Source organism: Aliiroseovarius sp. B-4 (assembly GCF_056857795.1).
Genome location: NZ_JBSXNV010000041.1, coordinates 26,125 through 45,592 on the forward strand (window position 1 = coordinate 26,125; position 19,468 = coordinate 45,592).

Genomic DNA, 19,468 nt, shown 5'->3' on the forward strand with positions numbered 1-19,468 from the left:
ACGCATCGGTCCGCAAGTTAGGGTCCGCCCCTGACAAGACCCGGTTGCCCGCAATCGGACGTTAAGGAAGACAGGGAACCGCAGGGTCATGACCAACTTCACGCCAAGCCCGGATCACGCTGCCGCCTTTCGCGCAGCCCTTGGCCTGTTCACCACTGGCGTGACCATCGTGACCGCCAAATCAATGCGGGGTCCGTTGGCGATGACGGTGAACAGTTTTACCTCGGTTTCGCTTGACCCCCCGCTGATCCTGTGGTGTCCAGCCAAAATTTCGGCCCGCCATGATGCCTTTGTGGCCGCCAAACATTTCGCGGTTCACCTGCTCTGTGATGACCAGATCGACATCGCGCGCAGTTTTGCGCGTCAGGGCGAGGATTTCTCGAATTTAGAATGTCGCCAGGATTTTCATGGTGTGCCGGTGATCGAACCCTGCCTGGCCCGCTTTGACTGCACAACCGAACAGATTGTCGATGCGGGAGACCATTCGATCGTATTGGGACGGGTCCACCGGGTCACGGCTCATGACGGTCGCCCACTGACTTTCCATGCGGGCCGGTTCGGGGGGTTTGACAGCACGACCTGAAGCGATATTCTGACGCGTCACTGGGTCATGATCTGGGCACGCTCATAGCTTGTCGTCGCTTCGGTCCCGTCGTCATACACAAGCCGGACCGAAACCACGTCAATCGATTTCAGGTCAAACGCCACATAGGGCAACTTGTCATCAACCTTGATGGCATTGGGCTGAGGCTCGTCTTCATAGCAGGGTTCAGCGTCAAACCGCGCCTCGCTGTCGCCATTCAGCGAATAAAGAATCTGCTCCAGCCCGCATCGCCACGCCAACAGATGCGTGAAATACAGCAGATCTTTACCCTCGTATTCCCGCACCGCGACCCAACTGCCCTTGGTGGCGTCAAGAATTGGCCGCACTTCATCCGCTGTCGTGAAGTTCTGCGCCATAGATGGCGCTGCAAAACCCGCCAGCATGATCGTCGCGATCAATCTTCTCAACATACTCAACTCCTTCAAGATCAACGTGATAAACAAATATTTACAATATGATGCGCAGACAGGTTGATCGACTGTTCAAATTGCCGAACCCACATCCTGCCTGAAGTGCTTTCAGACTCGCCCCCATCCCGACTATACTGCCCGAAATAAAAAGCGCAGGCAAAGCACAGATGACCAAAGCCCCCCGGAAATCGGCGAAAATACGCCCTGATTTCAACATTGTGATCGTCGCGCAGGCGGGCAGGCTGTCGTACGAGGCGGTGTTGTTTGCAGCCTCTTTACGGCAATCCGACCCGGATTTCGGTGGCAGACTGTTAGTCGCCGAACCACAGCCTTCGGACCACTGGCCGAACGATCCACGCATCAAGCCGCATATTCGCGAGGCGCTGGACGCACTTGGTGCTGAAATCGTTCCATTCGACAACCGACATTTCGGTCATAGCTACCCCAATGGCAACAAGATCGAGGCGCTTCTGGCGCTGCCCGAAGGCGAAGCGTTTGTTTTTTTTGATACGGACACCGTGATCACCGGAAAGCTGTCCGAGGTGCCGTTTGACTTCACCCGTCCAGCCGCCTCGATGAAGCGCGAAGGAACATGGCCCAAGGTCGAGCTGTACGGGCCGGGCTATGGCGCGACCTGGAAATCGCTTTATGACAAGTTCGGCCTTGATTACGCGGCATCGCTGGACCTGAGCCACCCGGACGAATACTGGCAGCGCTATATGTACTTTAACGCGGGCTGGTTTTTCGGCGCCTGCCCGCGCGCGTTCGGACAACGGTTTCTGGACTATGCTCTGGCTATTCGGGACGACCGGCCCGATGCACTTGTCTGTCAGGAGTTGTTCCCCTGGCTCGATCAGATCGCCTTGTCCTTGGTGATCCCCAGCTTTCGCGGTGGACGTCCGGGGCCGGAGCTTGACGGGATGGACGGAGATGTCACCTGCCACTGGCGCATTCTGCCGCTGGCTTATGCGCGCGAATGCGACCGGGTGATCGAGGTGATCGAAACCGCGTCTGCACCCAACAAGATCAAGAAGATCCTGAAAGAATACGATCCGATGAAGCGTATGATCTATCAGGGGCGCGGCCAGAAAGTGCGCGCCATGTTCGACCGGAACGCCCTGCCCCGTCGCGAACAGAAAATCCGAAATCAGATCAAACGCGAAGGGTTCTGGATGCGGTGACGCGGCGAACCCGCGTTAAAAAAGGCGCATCGTTTCCGATACGCCTTCATTGTCTGCAAAGGATTGGCCCCGAAAGGCCGACCCCTTATGCCAGAGCGATATTCGTCGCGCTTTCGCGGCCGTCACGACCGGGCTCGATGTCGAAAGTCACTTTCTGGTCGTCTGCCAGACCGGTCAGGCCTGCACGTTCGACAGCAGAGATGTGTACAAACACGTCCTTGCCACCGCTTTCAGGTGCAATAAAGCCAAAACCTTTAGTTGAGTTAAACCATTTGACGGTTCCATTAGCCATCGTTTTTCTCCTAGTTAGTCTGCCCACGTCATGCGGCAGGTCGGCAAAGTCAGTACAAGATCGAGGGACTGAGCCTTTAGGAGCAGTGTAGTCGATAGTGGTAACGTCGCAGGCCCTACATGGGGCTCTTGCATCAGAAATACAAGTGTTTTTCTTCAGCGGATATTTATCGGAATTTTTTTGCGCATCCAATGTGCGCGTGCGCCGTCATCACGCGCTGAAGACCCGCGACAAATCCCGAAATCCCTTTACTTCAATCGGATTGCCGGACGGATCCTGGAAAAACATCGTCCATTGCTCGCCCGGTTGTCCTTCAAAGCGCGCTGTGGGCGGGATCACCCATTCAGTTCCATGCGCTTCCAACCGATCCGCCAGCGCGCGCCAGTCGTCATAGGCCAGCACCACGCCGAAATGCGGCATCGCGACCATGTGGGCACCGACCTTGCCGCTGTTTCTGGTGTCGAACGGCTGTCCCAGATGCAGGCTAAGCTGATGGCCAAAGAAGTCATAATCGACCCATGTGTCAGTCGATCGCCCCTCGTCACAGCCCAGAAGATCGCCATAAAAGGCGCGCGCGGCGTTCAGGTCGGTGACGTTTATCGCAAGGTGAAATGGCGTCGGCATTATGCGCTCCGGAACAAGGTTCTCAAAACCATATCATAGGGCGGAAAAAGGACCAGACCGAAGCATTCGGTTGAATGTGGTTCCAAACTCCACATCCCCATCCCGTGCCCGATGCAACACCCGTTGAAGCCCCGGCCCCTTTCGCCTAGCCTGCGCGCAACCAAACAAGGGAGTATTCCATGTCCGACGACCGCCAACTGGGCTTTGACACGCTGCAAATCCATGCAGGGACCGAGCCTGACCCCGCCACCGGTGCCCGTCAGGTGCCAATCTACCAGACCACCGCCTATGTTTTCAAAGATGCCGAGCACGCCGCGCGACTCTTCAACCTGGAAGAAGTGGGCTATATCTATTCGCGCCTGACCAACCCGACGGTCGCCGCATTGCAAAACCGCATCGCAGCGCTTGAAGGCGGCGCAGGTGCTGTTTGCTGTTCCTCCGGTCACGCAGCCCAGATCATGGCCCTGTTCCCGTTGATGGGTCCGGGCAAGAATGTCGTTGCCTCGACCCGTCTTTACGGCGGATCGGTCACGCAGCTAAGCCAGACCATCAGGCGCTTCGGTTGGGAAACCAAGTTCGTCGATTTCGATGACGAGGCCGCCGTGGCCGCCGCCATCGACGACAACACCCGTGCGGTGTTCTGCGAATCCATCGCCAACCCCGGCGGCTATATCACCGATATTCCGGCAATTGCCGCGATTGCCGACAAGGCGGGCGTGCCGCTGATCGTCGACAACACATCGGCCACGCCTTACCTGTGCAACCCAATCTCGCTGGGCGCGACGCTGGTCGTGCATTCGACCACCAAATACCTGACCGGCAACGGCACGGTGATGGGCGGCTGCGTGGTGGATTCAGGCAAGTTCGACTGGATGGCGTCCGACAAGTTTCCGTCACTCAGCCAGCCAGAGCCTGCCTATCACGGTCTGGTCTTTGCCGAAGCCCTTGGCCCGATGGCTTTCACCTTCCACTCCATCGCCATTGGCCTGCGCGATCTGGGCATGACCATGAACCCGCAAGCGGCGCATTATACCTTGATGGGGATCGAGACCCTGTCGCTGCGGATGGAAAAACACGTCGCCAACGCCGAAAAGGTCGCCAATTGGCTGGAAGCCGACCCGCGCGTCGACGCCGTCACATATGCCGGGCTGGACAGTTCGCCCTATAAGCACCGCGTTGCCACCGTCTGCCCCAAAGGCGCCGGCGCTTTGTTCACCGTCGCGATCAAGGGCGGCTATGACGCCTGTGTGAAGCTGGTGGACAGTCTGGAGCTTTTCAGCCACGTGGCCAACCTTGGCGATACACGGTCGTTGGTTATCCACTCGGCATCAACCACGCACCGACAGTTGTCACCCGAACAACAGGAAGCCGCAGGGGCTGCGCCGAACGTGGTGCGGATTTCCATCGGCATCGAAGACCCGGACGACATCATCGCCGATCTGGACCAGGCTCTGGCGAAGGCCACGGCCTAGGTCAATCCAGCGACAGAAAAGGCCGCCTTCTGGCGGCTTTTTCATTTATATACTGATGCTTCGGCGTTATTCCTCACCCAGTTCGAACACCATGGTCACGCTGGCCTCAATCTCAACCTCGCCCACTGCAATCGGCATATCAGATTGTGCAGCCTCCATCGCCATGCGGCCATAGACCGGCGCAGGGGCATATCCGCCACCCTCGTGAATCGAAACGACAGACCCCAACTTCACACCAGCCGCATCCGCCAGCACCTTGGCCCGCGCCATCGCGTCTTTCACAGCACTTGCACGCGCCGCATCCTCGGCCGGGCCGCGATCCTGAAGATCGAACTGCAACCCGCTGAGTTGGTTGGCCCCATCCGCGGTCACAGCCGACATGATCTGCCCCAGCTTGGTCAGGTCGCGCACGCGCACTGACACCATCGTATTGGCAGTGAACCCGACCAGTTTCGGCGGCCCGTCCGAGTTGCGGTTGTAGTCATATTTTGGCGACAGGTTGACTTGCGAGCTTTGCATGTCGCGCGGCTCGATCCCCTGTTGGGCCAGACGGTCAAAGATGTCCTGTGCGACCCCGGCTACCTGATCCAGTGCGGCGCCGGCCTCGGTCGCCTCTTTCGTCACACCAAGGCTGATCCGGGCCATGTCAGGTTCCACGTCGGCGATGCCCTGCCCGGTGACGGTCAGCCGCGCGTCGTTGCTGTCCGCCCAGACGGGTGATGCCACGGCCATCATCAACCCAAAAATCGCAATCGTTTTCCGCATCTTGCTCTCCTGTTTTGCGCCACTCTGCGCCGATATTTGCCGGGTGCAAGGCGGGAACACCACCTGCTCTTTCCATAAGCGAAAACCTGCTATAGTTTCCAAAGGGTGCGCCCAGCCAGTGGGCTTTTTTCGCACGTTCGGGGTTCCGGAATTTCTCCGGGAAGGGTCAGAGCAGGACGACAGACAGTATGAAGCCCAATTTTGCGCTTGATCTCAACCATGACGGTATCGGCCTTGTTCATCGCGGCAAGGGTGGCTGGGTGCTGGTGGGTGAAGTTTCGCTGGACCATCCGGATCTGACAAGCGGGCTGGATTTGTTGCGCCGCAAGGCCGCCGATCTGGAAAGCGGCGGGTTTTCCTGCAAGTTGATCATTCCTGCGTCGCAATTGCTGTTCACCACCCTGACGGCCCCCGGCCCCGATAACGTCACGCGCGATGCCCGGATACGCGAAGGGCTGGAGGGGCTGACCCCGTATCACGTTGATGATCTGGTGTTCGATTGGCGCGCAGACCCCGATGAAGACGGGATGGTCCATGTGGCCGTCGTGGCGCGTGAAACACTGGATGAAGCCGAAGCCTTTGCCAACGAACATAACCTGAACCCACTTTGCTTCGTCGCCCGCCCGTCCGGCAGTTTTTCGGGCGAGGCATTCTTTGGACCGGTGAGAAGCAATGCCGTCACAGCCGGTGCGTCGGTCGAACCCGACCGCGCGCCCGTGCCTGAACTGCTCGGAACCATCTCCGACAACAAGCGGGCACAGGCCGTTTTGAGCGAGGAGGCACAAGCGTCTGAAAAGGCGGCGGCGAAGTCGGCAACATACGGGGCGGATAAGGATCAGACCGGTGCTGCACCCCTGCCCGAGCTTGCCCCCTTCCCGCCAACGCCAGATGAACCTGCACCCGTCGGATCACGACCTGCCAAACCCGACGATGCCGCTGCCAGTACATCGGCAGAACCAGCGCCCGATGCCGTTCCAGATACAGGGATCGCCAAAGCTCCCAAGCCGCACGATGTCAAAGAGCCGGAAGACAGCGCAGCGCCAGAAGATATACCGCCTCCGGCCGGTCAATCACCTGCTCCGGCGCCCGAAACTGACAAATCGGGCAAGGATGACCCGACCGCGCGCGGCACAAAAGTGTCAGGCATCGTGCCACCACCTCCACCGCTCAATGGACCCGAGGCTGCTGTGCCAGCGTCCCGCACGGCATCGGGCGCACCGACCTTTTCCTCCCGCCGCGTCGAAGATTCGGCACCCAGTGAACCAAAAACAGACCCGGTCGAGATCGAGATCAAGCCGCGTCTGTCCTTCGGCGTTGATCGTGACGCCCCGGACGGCAAAGCGCCCTCTGCGCCGAAACCATCCGAGCTGCAAGAGCCACCTGCACAGAAACCTGTCCATGTGCCAGTGACCGCGCCGATCGCCTTCGGCGATGACCCCGCCTTTGCAGCACCTCGGGCAGAACCCAAAAAACATGCTGCGCAGGGAGATGGGAAAAGCGCCGAAAAACTGACTGCCGCCGCGCGCAAAAGCGCGGCTGGTTTGGCAAGTGCAGCAGACGCCGCGGGCCAACTTGGACGCAAGGCCGCCCAAAAGATCGAAGACCGGCGCCGCGAAAAATCCGACCAGCAAAAAGCCACCCGGCCAAAGGTAGCGCTTCCGAAACTCCGCAACCGTCGGGCGGATACCAGTGCAGATCCGGCCGACACTGCAATAGCTCCACCCCCGTCGCAGCTTGGCGGCACGGGACACGCGGCGCGACCAACGAAATCAACCAGAACACCGTCGCCGCGCGCCCGTGAGGCGGAAACGATGACGGTGTTTGGCGCGCGTCAAATCCAGGACGTCGGTGGGAAACCGAGATATCTGGGCCTGTTCTTGGTGTTGGGCCTGCTTCTGCTGATGGCGGTTGTGGCCCTATGGTCGATGTTCTTCCTGAATGACAGCACGGCATGGCCGTTTCCCGAACGCGAGGACCCGTTTGAAGCCGCGATTTCGACAGACCCGGACGCCATCACGCAAGAAGCCGAAGAGGACAACATCAACGCCGCCCTGGAAAATGAAGTGGATCAGGCACGGGCCGCGACGGGCGGGCGCGACCCGCTAACACCCGAAGCGGCGCAAGCCCGCTATGCCGCCACCGGTATCTGGCAACGGGCACCGGAACCGATGAGAAGCCCGGAAACCACCGATCTGGATGACCTCTATGTCGCATCAATTGACCCTGAGACGGCTGTGCAGGATGCGGTCGCCCTGCCCGCGACCGGCCTGCTGAGCGGATCCGCCGCCCCGGTCAACACCGCCCCGCCGCCGCCGCTTGGCACCACCTTCGCGCTGGACAGCAATGGCCTGGTCATCGCCACGCCCGAAGGCGCGCTTTCGCCAGACGGTGTCATGGTCTTTGCCGGAAAGCCCGCCCTTGTTCCCGCCCCGCGCCCCGGCAGTGAAGCGGTTGTGCCGACCGTTGAAGAGACAGTCGATGCCACGCCAACCTTGCCGCGCATCCGTCCGCGCGCGCGCCCAGAAGGGTTGATCGAGGGCAATGAGCGTCTGCAATTGGGTGGTCGGACGCGGACCGAACTGGCCGTGCTGCGCCCACGCGTCCGCCCAACCACACCTCGCGCCGCCGCACAGGCGGCCGCGATCACCGCCGCGTTGCAGGCCGCTGACGATCCCTCGGCCAATGACGAGGCCGGAAACCCGTCGACCGCCGGGATCGTATCACCGACCAAACAGGCCATCGCGACATCGCTTGAGCCTCGCCAGCGGCCATCGGGGTTCAACAAGATCGTCGCGCGCAGCAATGCGGCCCGTGCTGACGCATCCGATGGCTCGGTCGCGGTGGCTGCGGCATCGCCGAAACAAAGCGTGACCCCCAGCATCCCGACACGCGCCTCGGTCGCCAAACAAGCCACGATCAAAAACGCCATAAACCTGCGTAAGATCAGCCTGATCGGGATTTATGGATCGGCGTCGTCGCGCAGGGCCTTGGTGCGCCTGCCGTCGGGCCGGTATCAGAAGGTCGGCGTCGGCAGCCGTCTGGATGGCGGCAAGGTTCTGTCCATCTCGGCGACGGAGCTGGTCTATAAAAAGGGATCACGCTCGGTCAAGTTGGAAATCCTGCCGTTCAGCTAACCTATACAAAACGCCCGATGGTCGGACCACCGGGCGTTTCATGCGCTCGTCTCAGGCATTGCGCCCGGACTTTCGTGTATCAGGCCACGTCGCCCAGCTCGCCTTTTTCGATCTGCTCGCGTTCGATCGATTCAAACAGGGCTTTGAAGTTCCCTTCGCCGAACCCATCGTCGCCCTTGCGCTGAATGAATTCGAAGAAGATCGGGCCGATCACGGTTTTCGAGAAGATTTGCAACAGGATGCGCGTCTCGCCCCCGCCAACGACTCCTTCGCCGTCGATCAGGATACCGTGCTTCATCATCTTGTCCTTTGGCTCTTCGTGACCTTTCACACGATCATAAGACATGTCGTAATAGGCCTCGTTCGGGCCGGGCATGAATTTCAGGCCACGCCCCGCAATCTCGTCTACCGAGGCATAGATATCTTCGGTGCCGACAGCGATATGCTGAATGCCCTCGCCTTTGTATTTCTCAAGATAAGCGACGATCTGCCCTTTCTCGCCGCGGTCTTCGTTGATCGGGATACGGATTTTTCCGCAGGGCGAGGTCAGCGCGCGGCTGAACAGCCCGCTGTGCTTGCCTTGAATGTCGAAGAACCGGATTTCTTCGAAATTGAACAGATCACCATAGAACCGGAACCATACGTCCATGTTCCCCTTGAACACGTTGTGCGTCAGGTGATCGAGGTAATAAAAGCCGACGCCTTTCGGATGGGCATTCGACATCCAGTCAAACTCTTCATTGTAAGCGCTGGTGTCAAAATACTGGTCGATGAAATAGATCAGCGACTCGCCGATGCCATAGATCGCAGGCACATCCATCGCCTTGCCGTCACCATCATAGGGTTTTGCGCCCATCTTCACTGCATGGTCAAACGCGTGCTGGGCATTGACGACGCGCCAGCCCATCGAGGGCGCGCAGGGGCCATGTTCCGCGATGAACTTCGCGGCGTGGCTGCCCGGCTCCATGTTGATCAGATAGCTGACATCACCTTGCTGCCACAGCTCGATCTTGCGGGTCTTGTGGTTGGCGGTCTGCTCAAACCCCATCTTGGTGAACAGATCGCGCAGTTCCTGCGGATCGGGATGGGCAAATTCGACAAATTCAAACCCGTCGGTTCCCGCGGGGTTTTTGTCACTGATTTCTGCGCGCGGGGCATCATGTGGAAACGGACCCATTGGCTCACTCCTGTTCGTTAACACGTTACCTAACGAGTATCCTGCATTCAGCTTGATATTTCCGCGCATTGTTTGCATTGTTAACCGCTAAATTTGCGCACAACGTGCACGTTAAAGCGATATACGCGAGTTTTACGCATATGGATGAGACGGATCGAAAACTGCTGAAAGCATTGCAGCAAGACGCCCAGATGACGGCGCAGGATTTGGGTGACTATCTGAACCTGTCACCCAGTCAGGCCGGGCGCAGACGCGCGCGGCTTGAGGAACAGGGCTATATCCGCGCCTATGCCGCCCGGCTTGATCCGACGCGCCTTGGTTTGCAGGTGCAGGCTTTTGTGCAAGTGCAGATGGAAAGCCAGTCGCCCGAGTCAGCACGCGCCTTTCTGCGATTGGTCAACTTTCGCAGCGAGGTCACATCGGTTTGGACCCTGACCGGCAATTCCGATTACCTGATGCGGGTCTATTGCAGCGACCTTTCGGCGCTGAACGTGCTGATCCACGAGGTGCTGTTGCCGCATCCCTCGGTCGCGCGGGTGCAAAGCCAGATCGTGTTGGATCACGTCAAGCAGGACGCACCACTGCCCACCGATCATGGGTAGACCCGGACCGGGCCGATCACGAAATATTTCACTTAGCCATTCTGATCCGCATCCGTTATCGCTGGGTCCATGGCTTATGATTACGACAAACTCTACAGCAAGACGCCTGACGCGCTTGGCCGACCCACCGAGACCTTCACCCGATTCTTTGACCGGCTTGACGGTCGCCCCATTCGCGTTCTGGACGTTGGTTGCGGACAGGGTCGCGATGCGCTGTTCATCGCGCGACAAGGGCATGTCGTCGTTGGTGTTGATCTCTCGCCCCATGGTATCCGCGATCTTGGAGCGGCGGCGCAGCGGGAAGATCTACCCGTCGAAGGCGTGGTTGCTGACATCACGTCCTACCAGCCAGACGGGGTCTTTGACGTAATCCTGATCGACCGGACACTTCATATGCTGACGCGATCCGCTCGACACGACGTCCTTGCCCGGCTGCTGGATCACGTGGCGGATCAAGGATGGCTGCTGATCGCTGATGAGCCGTCGAACATCACGGGTTTTGAACGCACAATAGACGCACACGATACCGCTTGGGCGGTGGAGGTCCGCCAATCGGGTTATTTGTTCATGCGGCGGATCTGATCGCGTTATCCGTTTGCCACGCCCGCCTCGGCAAAGGTTGCCATTCCGGAATGGCACGCCACGGCCCCTTGCAGGATGCCGATGGCCAGGGCCGCTCCCGACCCCTCGCCCAGACGCATGCCCAGCGACAGAAGCGGCTCTTTCCCCAGTGCGGACAGAACGCGCCCATGTGCCGCTTCGGCGGAGTTGTGACCCGCCACGGCGTGGTCGAGAGCGGTGTCCGACATCTGGTGCAAACAGGCCGCAGCCGCCGAACAGATGAAGCCATCGATGATCACCGGGATGCGGTCAACACGCGCGCGCGCGATGGCACCGGCCATGGCTGCCAACTCGCGCCCGCCAAGACAACGCAGCGCTTCGGCCCCGTTGCCCCTGGCTTTGGGGTTCTGCGCCAAACCGTCAGCCACCACCCGCGTCTTCAACGCCACACCCGCGTCATCCACCCCGGTGCCGCGCCCGACCCAATCACCCGGCTCACCGCCAAACAATGCGTGGGCGATCGCGGCGGCAGAGGTTGTGTTGCCGATCCCCATCTCGCCTGTGACCAGCAAGTCGGTATTCGCATCGACCGCGTTCCAGCCCGTCAGCAAAGCCTCGACCAATTCCTCCTCGCTCATCGCCGGGCCTTGGGTGAAATCTGCCGTGGGCCGATCCAGCGACAACGCATACACATCCATCTTGGCCCCAAATGTCTTGGACAATTGATTAATCGCAGCGCCGCCATGCTGGAAGTTCAGAACCATCTGTTCGGTCACTTCCGCAGGAAAAGCCGAGACGCCTTGTGCGGTCACGCCGTGATTACCTGCAAAAACAATAACCTGAGGCGCTTTGATCGCAGGCCGCCCGGTACCGCGCCAGCTGCCATACCAGATCGCCAGGTCTTCCAGCCGCCCCAGCGCACCGGGGGGTTTGGTCAGCTGACCGTTGCGCTCCTCTGCCGCCGCGCGGGCCGCCGTGTCGGGACCACACGCCCCAGCAAGCAGGGTTTTGAACGCGGCAAGGGTGGCGAAGGGCGTGATGGTCATGGCGTGGTTCCCGATTGATTCCCGATGCCTCTCTCTTTACCCATGGCCGTGGACCGCAACCAGACCGCAAAAGACCAATTATGACCAAAGACGACACCCGCCCCACTGACGACGATGCACTGGCAACGCTGGCGGACATCCCTGCGGCGGTCGGACTTCTGACGCGTTTGCCGATCCGGTTGGACACTGATGCGGCTGTCAAACGCGGCGCGCGGTCGGCCTGGGCATGGCCCCTTGTCGGGATGATCCCCGCGGGGCTGGGCGCGCTGGTCGGGTTTGCCGCCCTTGGGTTCGACCTGCCAGCCCTTTGGGCAGCCTTGGCCGCGCTTGTGACCCAGGTGATGATCACGGGCGCGATGCACGAAGATGGGCTGGCCGATACTGCCGATGGGCTGTGGGGTGGCGTAACCCAGGCGCGGCGGTTGGAGATCATGAAAGACAGCCGCATCGGCGCCTTTGGCGTGATCGCTTTGGTGCTGTCGCTCGGACTGCGCGCCGCGTCATTGGCGGTGATCCTGCCCACTGATGGCGCATTCTGGGCGCTGATGGTGGTTGGAGTGGTAAGCCGCGCACCCATGGTGGCACTGATGTTTACCCTGCCAAATGCCCGCGATTCCGGCCTGTCACAATCCGTGGGGCGGGTGCCACAGAACACCTTGCTGCTTGGTGCTGGATGCGCCCTTCTGGCTGCTTTGGTCTTTACCCCTTACGCCCTGATCGCCCTGTTTTTCTGGGTCGGGCTGGGCATGGTAATCCTTGCCATCATTGCCCGGCAGAAGATCGGCGGCCAGACCGGAGACATTCTGGGGGCCAGCCAACAGGTTGCTGAAATCTCGGCGCTGGCGGTGTTCGCAGCGCTGTTGAGCTGATCGCAAACGAAAACCGCCGCCTGACACATGCAGACGGCGGTTCATTTTCAAGAAGTGAAATTACGCAGCCGCAGCGCGCGATTGCAGCACGTCACCGATCTTCTTCTGCGCGGCCAATTCATCGCCACCGCCAACCGCTGAAACTTCGCGAGTCAGGCGTTCAAGTGCAGCCTCGTAAAGCTGGCGCTCGGAATAACTTTGTTCGCGCTGATCATCGGTGCGGTGCAGGTCGCGCACGACCTCGGCAATTGCAAGCAGGTCGCCCGAGTTAATCTTTTGCTCATATTCCTGGGCACGGCGCGACCACATCGCACGTTTGACGCGGGCCTTGCCTTTCAGGGTTTTCATGGCATCCGACACTTCGTCCGGGCTGGCAAGATTACGCATCCCGACTTCGGTGGCCTTATGGGTCGGAACCCGCAAGGTCATCTTGTCCTTTTCGAACGAGATGACGAAAAGTTCCAGTGAGATCCCAGCGACTTCCTGCTCTTCAATCGAGACGATCTGACCAACCCCATGGGCCGGATAGACGACATATTCGTTCGGGCGGAAATCCAGCTTTTTCTTGCTCATACGACGCATCCTTCGCGCAATTGTTGTGTTTTCTGCTGGGTGGGCATATTCTTGACCGGTCGACAAAAAACCGCAGGGCATCTGAATACCCGTCGGTTGGCTTTCATTTTTCGGTACGTTTCACCGTCATCCGGCGTTGCTTGCCCCAACAAATTCACGGTCATCATACCACAAAAAACGGCACCGCGAAAGCGCCGCGGTGCGGCAGGCGATATTTTCACTTCTATCTCAGCATGTTACCTTACTGACCGACGGTCAAATACGGTCAAAATCGGCGTTGTTTTGCGCAGATTTCGAATCACTGTTCCGCCGGGGCTTCCGAGAAGTATTTTTGCAGCTTGCCTTCTTCTCCGTCCCGCTCTTCCGCGTTGGGCAGAGGCTCCTTGCGCTCGATAATCACGGGCCATAGTTCGGAATATTTGCGGTTGAACTCGACCCAGCTTTCTGTGCCTGGTTCGGTATCGGCGCGGATGGCGTCGGCGGGGCATTCCGGTTCACACACGCCACAGTCGATGCATTCATCTGGGTGGATCACCAGCATATTCTCGCCTTCATAGAAACAATCTACAGGGCAGACTTCCACACAATCCGTATATTTGCAGGCGATACAATTGTCTAAGACGACATAGGTCATGATGACACCTCACTTTGGCATACAGCACCCAATATGGCAGGCGACGCGATCATTCAAGGTATCGCTTGCGCGAAAGATCCAAGCTGCGACGATCTTTCTTGGTCGGACGCCCTTTGCGGTCAGACTGGAGTATGGGCTTGGACGGATCAGGGACAGTGTTCTTGCCCATGTCTGGCGGATCGAGGTCAACATAGAGCGTTTGCGCCTCGGCTGCCGGGCCACGCCGCGTTGACAGGGCAAGGATTCGGATCACCCGAACCTGTCGACCTTGCGGAAAGGTCAGCACATCACCGGCCCCAACGTTGAATGACGGCTTCGAAATCTTGTCGCTGTTGACGCGTAAATGCCCCGCAGAAATCAGCTTGGTGGCCAGACTGCGCGTTTTGAAGAACCGGGCGTGCCACAGCCATTTATCGGCACGCATCTTTGAACCATGTGCACCGGGGGGCGGGGTGGTTCCCCTGCCCCCGGATGCGGTGATGTCGTCGCTTCCCGTCAATCAGTTCTTTTCCTTCAGCGCCAGCAAGGCGGCGAAGGGATTGTCCGGGTCGATGGCTTTTTCTTTTCGTGGCCCGGACTGATAGCTTTTCGGCTTGGTGTCGCGTGGACCTTTGCGTGGACCGCCCCGGCCCGGCTTGCCGCCGGTTTTACCACCGGGCTTGCCACCTTGTTTGCCACGCGGTCGATCACCTTGCGCACGGTCCCCGCGCGGTTTCCCACCACGGGCGCGACCAAAGCCGCCCCATGTGAAGGTATAGAACACTTCGGTTTCGGGGGCTTCGGGGGCTTCGGATGCCTCTGGGGCTTCTGCACTTTCGGCAGAGGTTTCGGTCGGCACTTCGGCGGGCACCTCGCCCGGCGTTTCGCTTGGCATCTCGACAGGCAGTTCAGCCGGTGCCTCTGACGGGGTCTCATCCGGCGTCTGAGCAGGCGCTTCGGTCGGTGTCTCGGTTGGTGCTTCCGTGGGCGTCTCGGTCGGGTCGCCATCGGCGGATTTATTTTCGGCGTCTGCTGCGGGCGCTTTGACCTTCACACGCTCGGCCTTCGCGGCCTTATAACCAAGCCCCTGCATCAAATCCGCGAACTGCTCCAGCGTCATGCCGGTGATCGACAGCATGTCGGCCTTGGCTTCGAACCCGCCGCGGCTGTCTTCGGCACGCAGCTGATCGGCCAGACGTTCCAGCATGTCGATGCGGATCGCGCGCGCTCCGGCGGGGCGATAACCTGCCAGCATATAGGCGGATTGATCCACGCCCTCGACCACCGGGATCGTGACAAGGCCGGGCGGCGGCGATTCAGGAAACTCTGACAAGTCTTTGAACAGGCTGTCCAAAACCAGACGCAACCGGGTCGGCGCAGGTTTCAGAAGCAGCGGCATGAAGATGGTGAACTGACCGAAGCGCACACCGTGTTTGCGCAAGGCAGACCGGGCATCCTGATCCAGATCCTTCACTTCCTGTGCCACCTGATCGCGCGGGATAATCCCCAGCGCCTCGATCATGCGGAAGCCGAAGCCACGCGCCAGGCCGGTCAGCGTCTCGTCCTTCTCGATGGTGGTCAGCGGCTCGAACAGCGCCTGCACCTTGCGATCGATGAAATGCTGCAACCGACGCGCGACCTTTTCGGCCACATCACTGCCGGCCTCTTCATCGACGAATGCCTGCACACGCGGTTTCAGAAGTTCATCACCCTTGACCAGCTTGCCAACGGCCAGCTCGCCCCACATCAGCCCACCTTGCTCGGTGAAATCCAGCTCGGTATCCGGCGCGTTATAGAACCGGTCCGCGCGCAGGTGAAATTCTGGCGCAAGCGCCTTCAGGCTCGCCGCCCGCAGGGTTTTTGCCTCTTCCGGGCTCTGGGACGAGTCCTGGCTGAACTGAAACCCGTCCAACCGGCCAACGAATTGTCCCTCGACCGTCACTTCACCTTTGTCATTCACGTCAGCCACGAGGCTCTCCTTCTGTTTCAACCGCCGCAGCAATACCGATGTGCGGCGATCTACAAATCTTTTGGTCAGGGCGCTGTGTAACGCATCCGACAGGCGATCTTCTACAGCACGAGTCTCTCCGCGCCAATGGGCAACATCGTCCAGCCAGTCGCGGCGCTGTGCCACATATGTCCATGTGCGAATATACGCCAACCGCTTGGAAAGGGTATCTATATCGCCCTCGGCCCGGTCGATCCGCTTCACTTGCCGGGCAAACCAGTCTTCGCGCACGCGCCCATGCTCGTGAATGTCACTGAACAGGCTGGTGATCAGGCTGGCATGCTCTGCATGACTGATACCACGAAAATCAGGCAAACGGCATATGTCCCACAGAAGCCCGACAGAGCGCCCGTCGGTGGCGCGGGCGACGACCTCAGCGTCCTCGGACAGCATCTTCAGGGCCACCACGTCATCGGCATCGCGCGCGCGTGTCAGCCAGTTGTTGGTGGTGGGCAGTTCGAGTGAGCGGATAAGCGCCTGCAGATTGCCAAACGTCAAGTCGGCATTCCGCCAACACAATTTTCGGATCGGTGTGAAGGAATGCGAGGTGATCGCCTCCGCCACCTCGTCCGACAACGGTGCGGCCTCACCCGTCACACCGAACGAGCCATGTTTCATATACCGCCCGGCCCGGCCAGCGATCTGTGCCAACTCATTGGGCGCAAGCTGTCGCATCCGGTTCCCGTCAAACTTAGACAGGGCCGAGAAGGCGACATGGTCGATATCAAGGTTCAGCCCCATGCCGATGGCATCCGTGGCGATCAGATACTCGACCTCGCCATTCTGGTACATCTCGACCTGAGCGTTGCGGGTGCGCGGGGACAGCGCGCCCATCACCACCGCCGCACCCCCTTTCTGGCGCCGCATCAGTTCGGCGATGGCATAGAGGTTATCAACGGAAAATCCGACAATCGCAGATCGCCCCGGCATCCGGCTGAGTTTCTTGGATCCAGCATGGACAAGCTCGGAAAATCGTTCGCGATAAAGAAACTGCACCTCGGGCACCAATCCCGCAATCGCGCTGCGCATGGTGTCGGACCCCAGGAACAGCGTTTCCTGAGTGCCGCGCATATGCAGCAGACGGTCGGTGAACACATGGCCGCGCTCGGGGTCGGCGCAAAGCTGGATTTCGTCAATGGCGACAAAATCGGCGCCAAGACCCAGCGGCATCGCCTCGACCGTGGCGACCCAGTATTGCGCGCGTTCGGGCACGATCCGCTCTTCGCCCGTGACCAGCGCGACCGCATTGGGGCCACGCAAACCGACCAGCTTGTCATAGACCTCGCGCGCCAAAAGGCGCAGCGGCAGACCGATGACGCCGCTGCGATAGCCCAGCATCCGGTCCAGAGCATAATGAGTTTTGCCTGTGTTGGTCGGACCCAGCACGGCGGTGATCCGCGGGCCACCCCGCGCGCTGTCCGAGACCATGTTCTGCCCTTCCGTCCGTGTCGGTGGGCGCAATTGCCTGCGCCCGTTCCGTTCAGATATCCCGTCCTTCGGCAGATTCAAGCCGTTGGACGGCCTCTTTTACGCGTGGATTTCGGGGATGTATAGCAAGCGACAGGCGATAGGCCTCAAGCGCGCCGCGATTGTCGCCCAACTCCTCGAGAATAATCCCCAGCCCGGACAAGGCAGCGAAATGGCGCGGCTCCAACGTCAGGACTCGCGCGATGTCATCCAGCGACAAACCCAGCCGCCCGGACAGATAAAAGGCCGTGGCGCGTGCGTTCCAGCCTTCGGCAAAATCAGGGGCATGGTCGGTCAGCGCGGTCAGATGCTCGATCGCGACTTCGAAATCGCCTGCGTCCATCGCGTTGCGACCCCGGTCCAGAAGCAGGTCGAACGCGTCTGACCCGGACCGCGACCAAAGCTCCCAGATCTCATCCTCAAGCGCTTTCCAATTGCTGTCATCAGCCTGGGCCAATTGGACGAAAAGCTGGTCAAGCTTGTCCGTCATGGGCACGGGGGCGGTGGTGGTTGCGGGCGCGCTTGATGACGGCTCGGAGGTCTGGGCTGCGCCGGAAATGGGCAGACCAGTCATCAGCGCAAGAATCGACGCGGCAAAGATACTTGTGCGAACCATGTCGAAACTTTATCAGAAGCGAGGCGTCACAACAGACACATTCCCGTGCAACCGGCGGATTATCGCAGCAATGCGACCTTCCCGCGCGTCACTTCCGCGAAAAGCGATTTACGCCTGCGTCAGCACTGCGTTAGCATTCCCGCGATATTGACGCCTGGATGGGCAGAAAACGGAGGATAGCACGTGAGTGACGTGATCAATGCGGCAGTGGCCGCCCTGAATGAAAAAATGGAAGGCGGCTTTGACGGCGGCACGGCGAAATTTGTGCTGAACGGAGCCGGGTCCATCATGGTCGATGGCAATGGCGCACGGGTGGGCGACGAAGAGGCTGACGTCACTCTGACCGCCGATTCCGATGTGTTTCAGGACATGCTGTCAGGCGAGATGAACCCAACCACGGCCTTCATGAGCGGCAAGCTGTCGGTGGATGGTGACATGGGGTTGGCAATGCAGCTTGGCGCTGCTCTGGGCTAAGGCCATACGAAGGACACGGCATGTCAGACGCACCCCTGTTCAACGACATCGCGAATGGTCCGCCCGGTGGGCGCGCCTTTTGGCGCATGGCGTCGGACGGTGTGCGGGTGCGTCTGGCCCATTGGCCACGGCAGGACGGATCGCCCAGGCGCGGCACCGTTCTGCTGTTTCCCGGCCGCACGGAGTATATCGAGAAATACGGGCTGATCGCCGCCGAACTGGCCGAGCGTGGATTTGACACGCTGACCATCGACTGGCGCGGACAAGGTTTGGCCGACCGGCCGGACAACGAACGTGCGCTGGGTCATGTCGACCATTTCGACGAATACCAGCTCGATCTGGCCCAGATGATGGCCTTGGCAACCGAGCTTGATCTGCCCCGCCCCTTTACAATGCTCGCCCATTCAATGGGAGGCTGTATCGGATTGCGTGCGCTGCACAACGGGCTGGAGGTTGCCGGAGCCTGTTTCAGCGCACCAATGTGGGGCATCATCTTGTCCAAACCCGTCCGCCCACTGGCCTGGGGCTTTTCCTGGGCTTTGCACCGGTCGCCATGGAAGCTGGCCTTGTCACCCGGAACCGCGCGCCAGACCTATGTGCTGGCGGAACCGTTTGATGACAACATGCTGACGACAAATGCCCAGATGTGGGACATGATGCGCGATCAGGCGAAAGCCCACCCTGAATTGACGCTTGGCGGCCCGACGGCGGGCTGGCTTTTTGCCGCGCTGACCGAGATGAGAGAGCTTGCCAGCATGGCTGCACCAAATGTGCCCGCTGTGACATGGTTGGGCACGAATGAGCGCATTGTCGAACCCGCGCCCATCCACGCGCTGATGGCCCGCTGGCCGAACGGGCGGCTTGAAATCCTGCAAGGGTTTCAGCACGAAGTGATTATGGAAGCGCCAGAAGTGCGCAGTCGGGTTTACACCTCGATCAAAGACCTGGCCCAAGGGCGCAAGACCACATCGGCGGCCTGA

Annotated in this window: 20 protein-coding genes; 9 read left to right on the top strand and 11 right to left on the bottom strand. The window is 59.9% G+C overall.

From position 1 onward, the window contains the following. Positions 1 to 88 precede the first annotated feature (88 nt). On the top strand, positions 89 to 583 hold the full coding sequence (locus AC13C8_RS15595) for a flavin reductase family protein (RefSeq protein WP_482848221.1): 495 nt from the start codon (positions 89 to 91) through the stop codon (positions 581 to 583). A gap of 17 nt (positions 584 to 600) precedes the next feature. On the opposite strand, the gene AC13C8_RS15600 is transcribed toward AC13C8_RS15595, so the two are convergent. Then, a complete protein-coding gene (locus AC13C8_RS15600) occupies positions 601 to 1,014 on the bottom strand; it encodes a hypothetical protein (RefSeq protein WP_091429827.1) in 414 nt (137 codons plus the stop codon). A gap of 167 nt (positions 1,015 to 1,181) precedes the next feature. Here AC13C8_RS15600 and AC13C8_RS15605 point away from each other — a divergent pair, with 167 nt between their 5' ends. Then, a complete protein-coding gene (locus AC13C8_RS15605) occupies positions 1,182 to 2,195 on the top strand; it encodes a hypothetical protein (protein ID WP_091429825.1) in 1,014 nt (337 codons plus the stop codon). A gap of 85 nt (positions 2,196 to 2,280) precedes the next feature. Here AC13C8_RS15605 and AC13C8_RS15610 read toward each other — a convergent pair whose 3' ends face one another. After that, on the bottom strand, positions 2,281 to 2,487 hold the full coding sequence (locus AC13C8_RS15610) for a cold-shock protein (RefSeq protein WP_091429823.1): 207 nt from the start codon (positions 2,485 to 2,487) through the stop codon (positions 2,281 to 2,283). A gap of 210 nt (positions 2,488 to 2,697) precedes the next feature. After that, a complete protein-coding gene (locus tag AC13C8_RS15615) occupies positions 2,698 to 3,111 on the bottom strand; it encodes a VOC family protein (protein WP_091429822.1) in 414 nt (137 codons plus the stop codon). Between the two features lie 179 nt (positions 3,112 to 3,290). On the opposite strand from AC13C8_RS15615, the gene AC13C8_RS15620 reads away from it, so the two are divergent. After that, a complete protein-coding gene (locus tag AC13C8_RS15620; RefSeq protein ID WP_091429820.1) occupies positions 3,291 to 4,583 on the top strand; it encodes an O-acetylhomoserine aminocarboxypropyltransferase/cysteine synthase family protein in 1,293 nt (430 codons plus the stop codon). Positions 4,584 to 4,649: 66 nt separating this feature from the next. On the opposite strand, the gene AC13C8_RS15625 is transcribed toward AC13C8_RS15620, so the two are convergent. Further along, positions 4,650 to 5,348 (bottom strand): SIMPL domain-containing protein, encoded by a 699-nt coding sequence (locus AC13C8_RS15625; protein WP_482848224.1) that lies wholly within the window; start codon positions 5,346 to 5,348, stop codon positions 4,650 to 4,652. A gap of 188 nt (positions 5,349 to 5,536) precedes the next feature. Between AC13C8_RS15625 and AC13C8_RS15630 the strand changes: the two genes are divergently transcribed. Continuing rightward, positions 5,537 to 8,482 carry a hypothetical protein gene (locus tag AC13C8_RS15630; RefSeq protein ID WP_482848226.1) on the top strand — a complete coding sequence of 982 codons (2,946 nt, stop codon included), beginning with the start codon at positions 5,537 to 5,539 and terminating at the stop codon, positions 8,480 to 8,482. Positions 8,483 to 8,561: 79 nt separating this feature from the next. Here the strand turns inward: AC13C8_RS15630 and hppD are convergent, their stop codons facing one another. Continuing rightward, positions 8,562 to 9,659, bottom strand: a complete 1,098-nt coding sequence (gene hppD / locus AC13C8_RS15635) for a 4-hydroxyphenylpyruvate dioxygenase (RefSeq protein WP_482848227.1) — start codon at positions 9,657 to 9,659, stop codon at positions 8,562 to 8,564. Between the two features lie 140 nt (positions 9,660 to 9,799). Here hppD and AC13C8_RS15640 point away from each other — a divergent pair, with 140 nt between their 5' ends. Further along, positions 9,800 to 10,261 (top strand): Lrp/AsnC family transcriptional regulator, encoded by a 462-nt coding sequence (locus AC13C8_RS15640; RefSeq protein WP_091429815.1) that lies wholly within the window; start codon positions 9,800 to 9,802, stop codon positions 10,259 to 10,261. Positions 10,262 to 10,330: 69 nt separating this feature from the next. Further along, on the top strand, positions 10,331 to 10,843 hold the full coding sequence (locus AC13C8_RS15645) for a class I SAM-dependent methyltransferase (RefSeq protein ID WP_482848228.1): 513 nt from the start codon (positions 10,331 to 10,333) through the stop codon (positions 10,841 to 10,843). Positions 10,844 to 10,848: 5 nt separating this feature from the next. Here AC13C8_RS15645 and cobT read toward each other — a convergent pair whose 3' ends face one another. Further along, positions 10,849 to 11,868, bottom strand: a complete 1,020-nt coding sequence (gene cobT / locus AC13C8_RS15650; protein ID WP_482848229.1) for a nicotinate-nucleotide--dimethylbenzimidazole phosphoribosyltransferase — start codon at positions 11,866 to 11,868, stop codon at positions 10,849 to 10,851. Between the two features lie 80 nt (positions 11,869 to 11,948). On the opposite strand from cobT, the gene cobS reads away from it, so the two are divergent. Further along, positions 11,949 to 12,737, top strand: coding sequence for an adenosylcobinamide-GDP ribazoletransferase (gene cobS, locus AC13C8_RS15655; protein WP_482848230.1), 789 nt, complete (start codon positions 11,949 to 11,951; stop codon positions 12,735 to 12,737). Between the two features lie 60 nt (positions 12,738 to 12,797). On the opposite strand, the gene AC13C8_RS15660 is transcribed toward cobS, so the two are convergent. The 5 genes from AC13C8_RS15660 to AC13C8_RS15680 form a co-directional block, all read right to left on the bottom strand. After that, a complete protein-coding gene (locus tag AC13C8_RS15660; protein WP_091429809.1) occupies positions 12,798 to 13,310 on the bottom strand; it encodes a CarD family transcriptional regulator in 513 nt (170 codons plus the stop codon). Positions 13,311 to 13,608: 298 nt separating this feature from the next. Next, positions 13,609 to 13,944, bottom strand: a complete 336-nt coding sequence (gene fdxA, locus AC13C8_RS15665) for a ferredoxin FdxA (protein WP_091429805.1) — start codon at positions 13,942 to 13,944, stop codon at positions 13,609 to 13,611. Positions 13,945 to 13,993: 49 nt separating this feature from the next. Beyond that, positions 13,994 to 14,368, bottom strand: a complete 375-nt coding sequence (locus tag AC13C8_RS15670; protein ID WP_482848231.1) for an RNA-binding S4 domain-containing protein — start codon at positions 14,366 to 14,368, stop codon at positions 13,994 to 13,996. A gap of 75 nt (positions 14,369 to 14,443) precedes the next feature. Next, complete coding sequence (locus AC13C8_RS15675) at positions 14,444 to 17,359, bottom strand: helicase-related protein (protein ID WP_482848233.1); 2,916 nt, start codon at positions 17,357 to 17,359, stop codon at positions 14,444 to 14,446. Between the two features lie 52 nt (positions 17,360 to 17,411). Then, a complete protein-coding gene (locus AC13C8_RS15680) occupies positions 17,412 to 18,014 on the bottom strand; it encodes a tetratricopeptide repeat protein (protein ID WP_482848235.1) in 603 nt (200 codons plus the stop codon). Positions 18,015 to 18,197: 183 nt separating this feature from the next. Here AC13C8_RS15680 and AC13C8_RS15685 point away from each other — a divergent pair, with 183 nt between their 5' ends. Both AC13C8_RS15685 and AC13C8_RS15690 read left to right on the top strand, forming a co-directional pair. Then, positions 18,198 to 18,488 (top strand): SCP2 sterol-binding domain-containing protein, encoded by a 291-nt coding sequence (locus AC13C8_RS15685; protein ID WP_091429801.1) that lies wholly within the window; start codon positions 18,198 to 18,200, stop codon positions 18,486 to 18,488. A gap of 20 nt (positions 18,489 to 18,508) precedes the next feature. Further along, a complete protein-coding gene (locus tag AC13C8_RS15690) occupies positions 18,509 to 19,468 on the top strand; it encodes an alpha/beta fold hydrolase (protein ID WP_482848237.1) in 960 nt (319 codons plus the stop codon).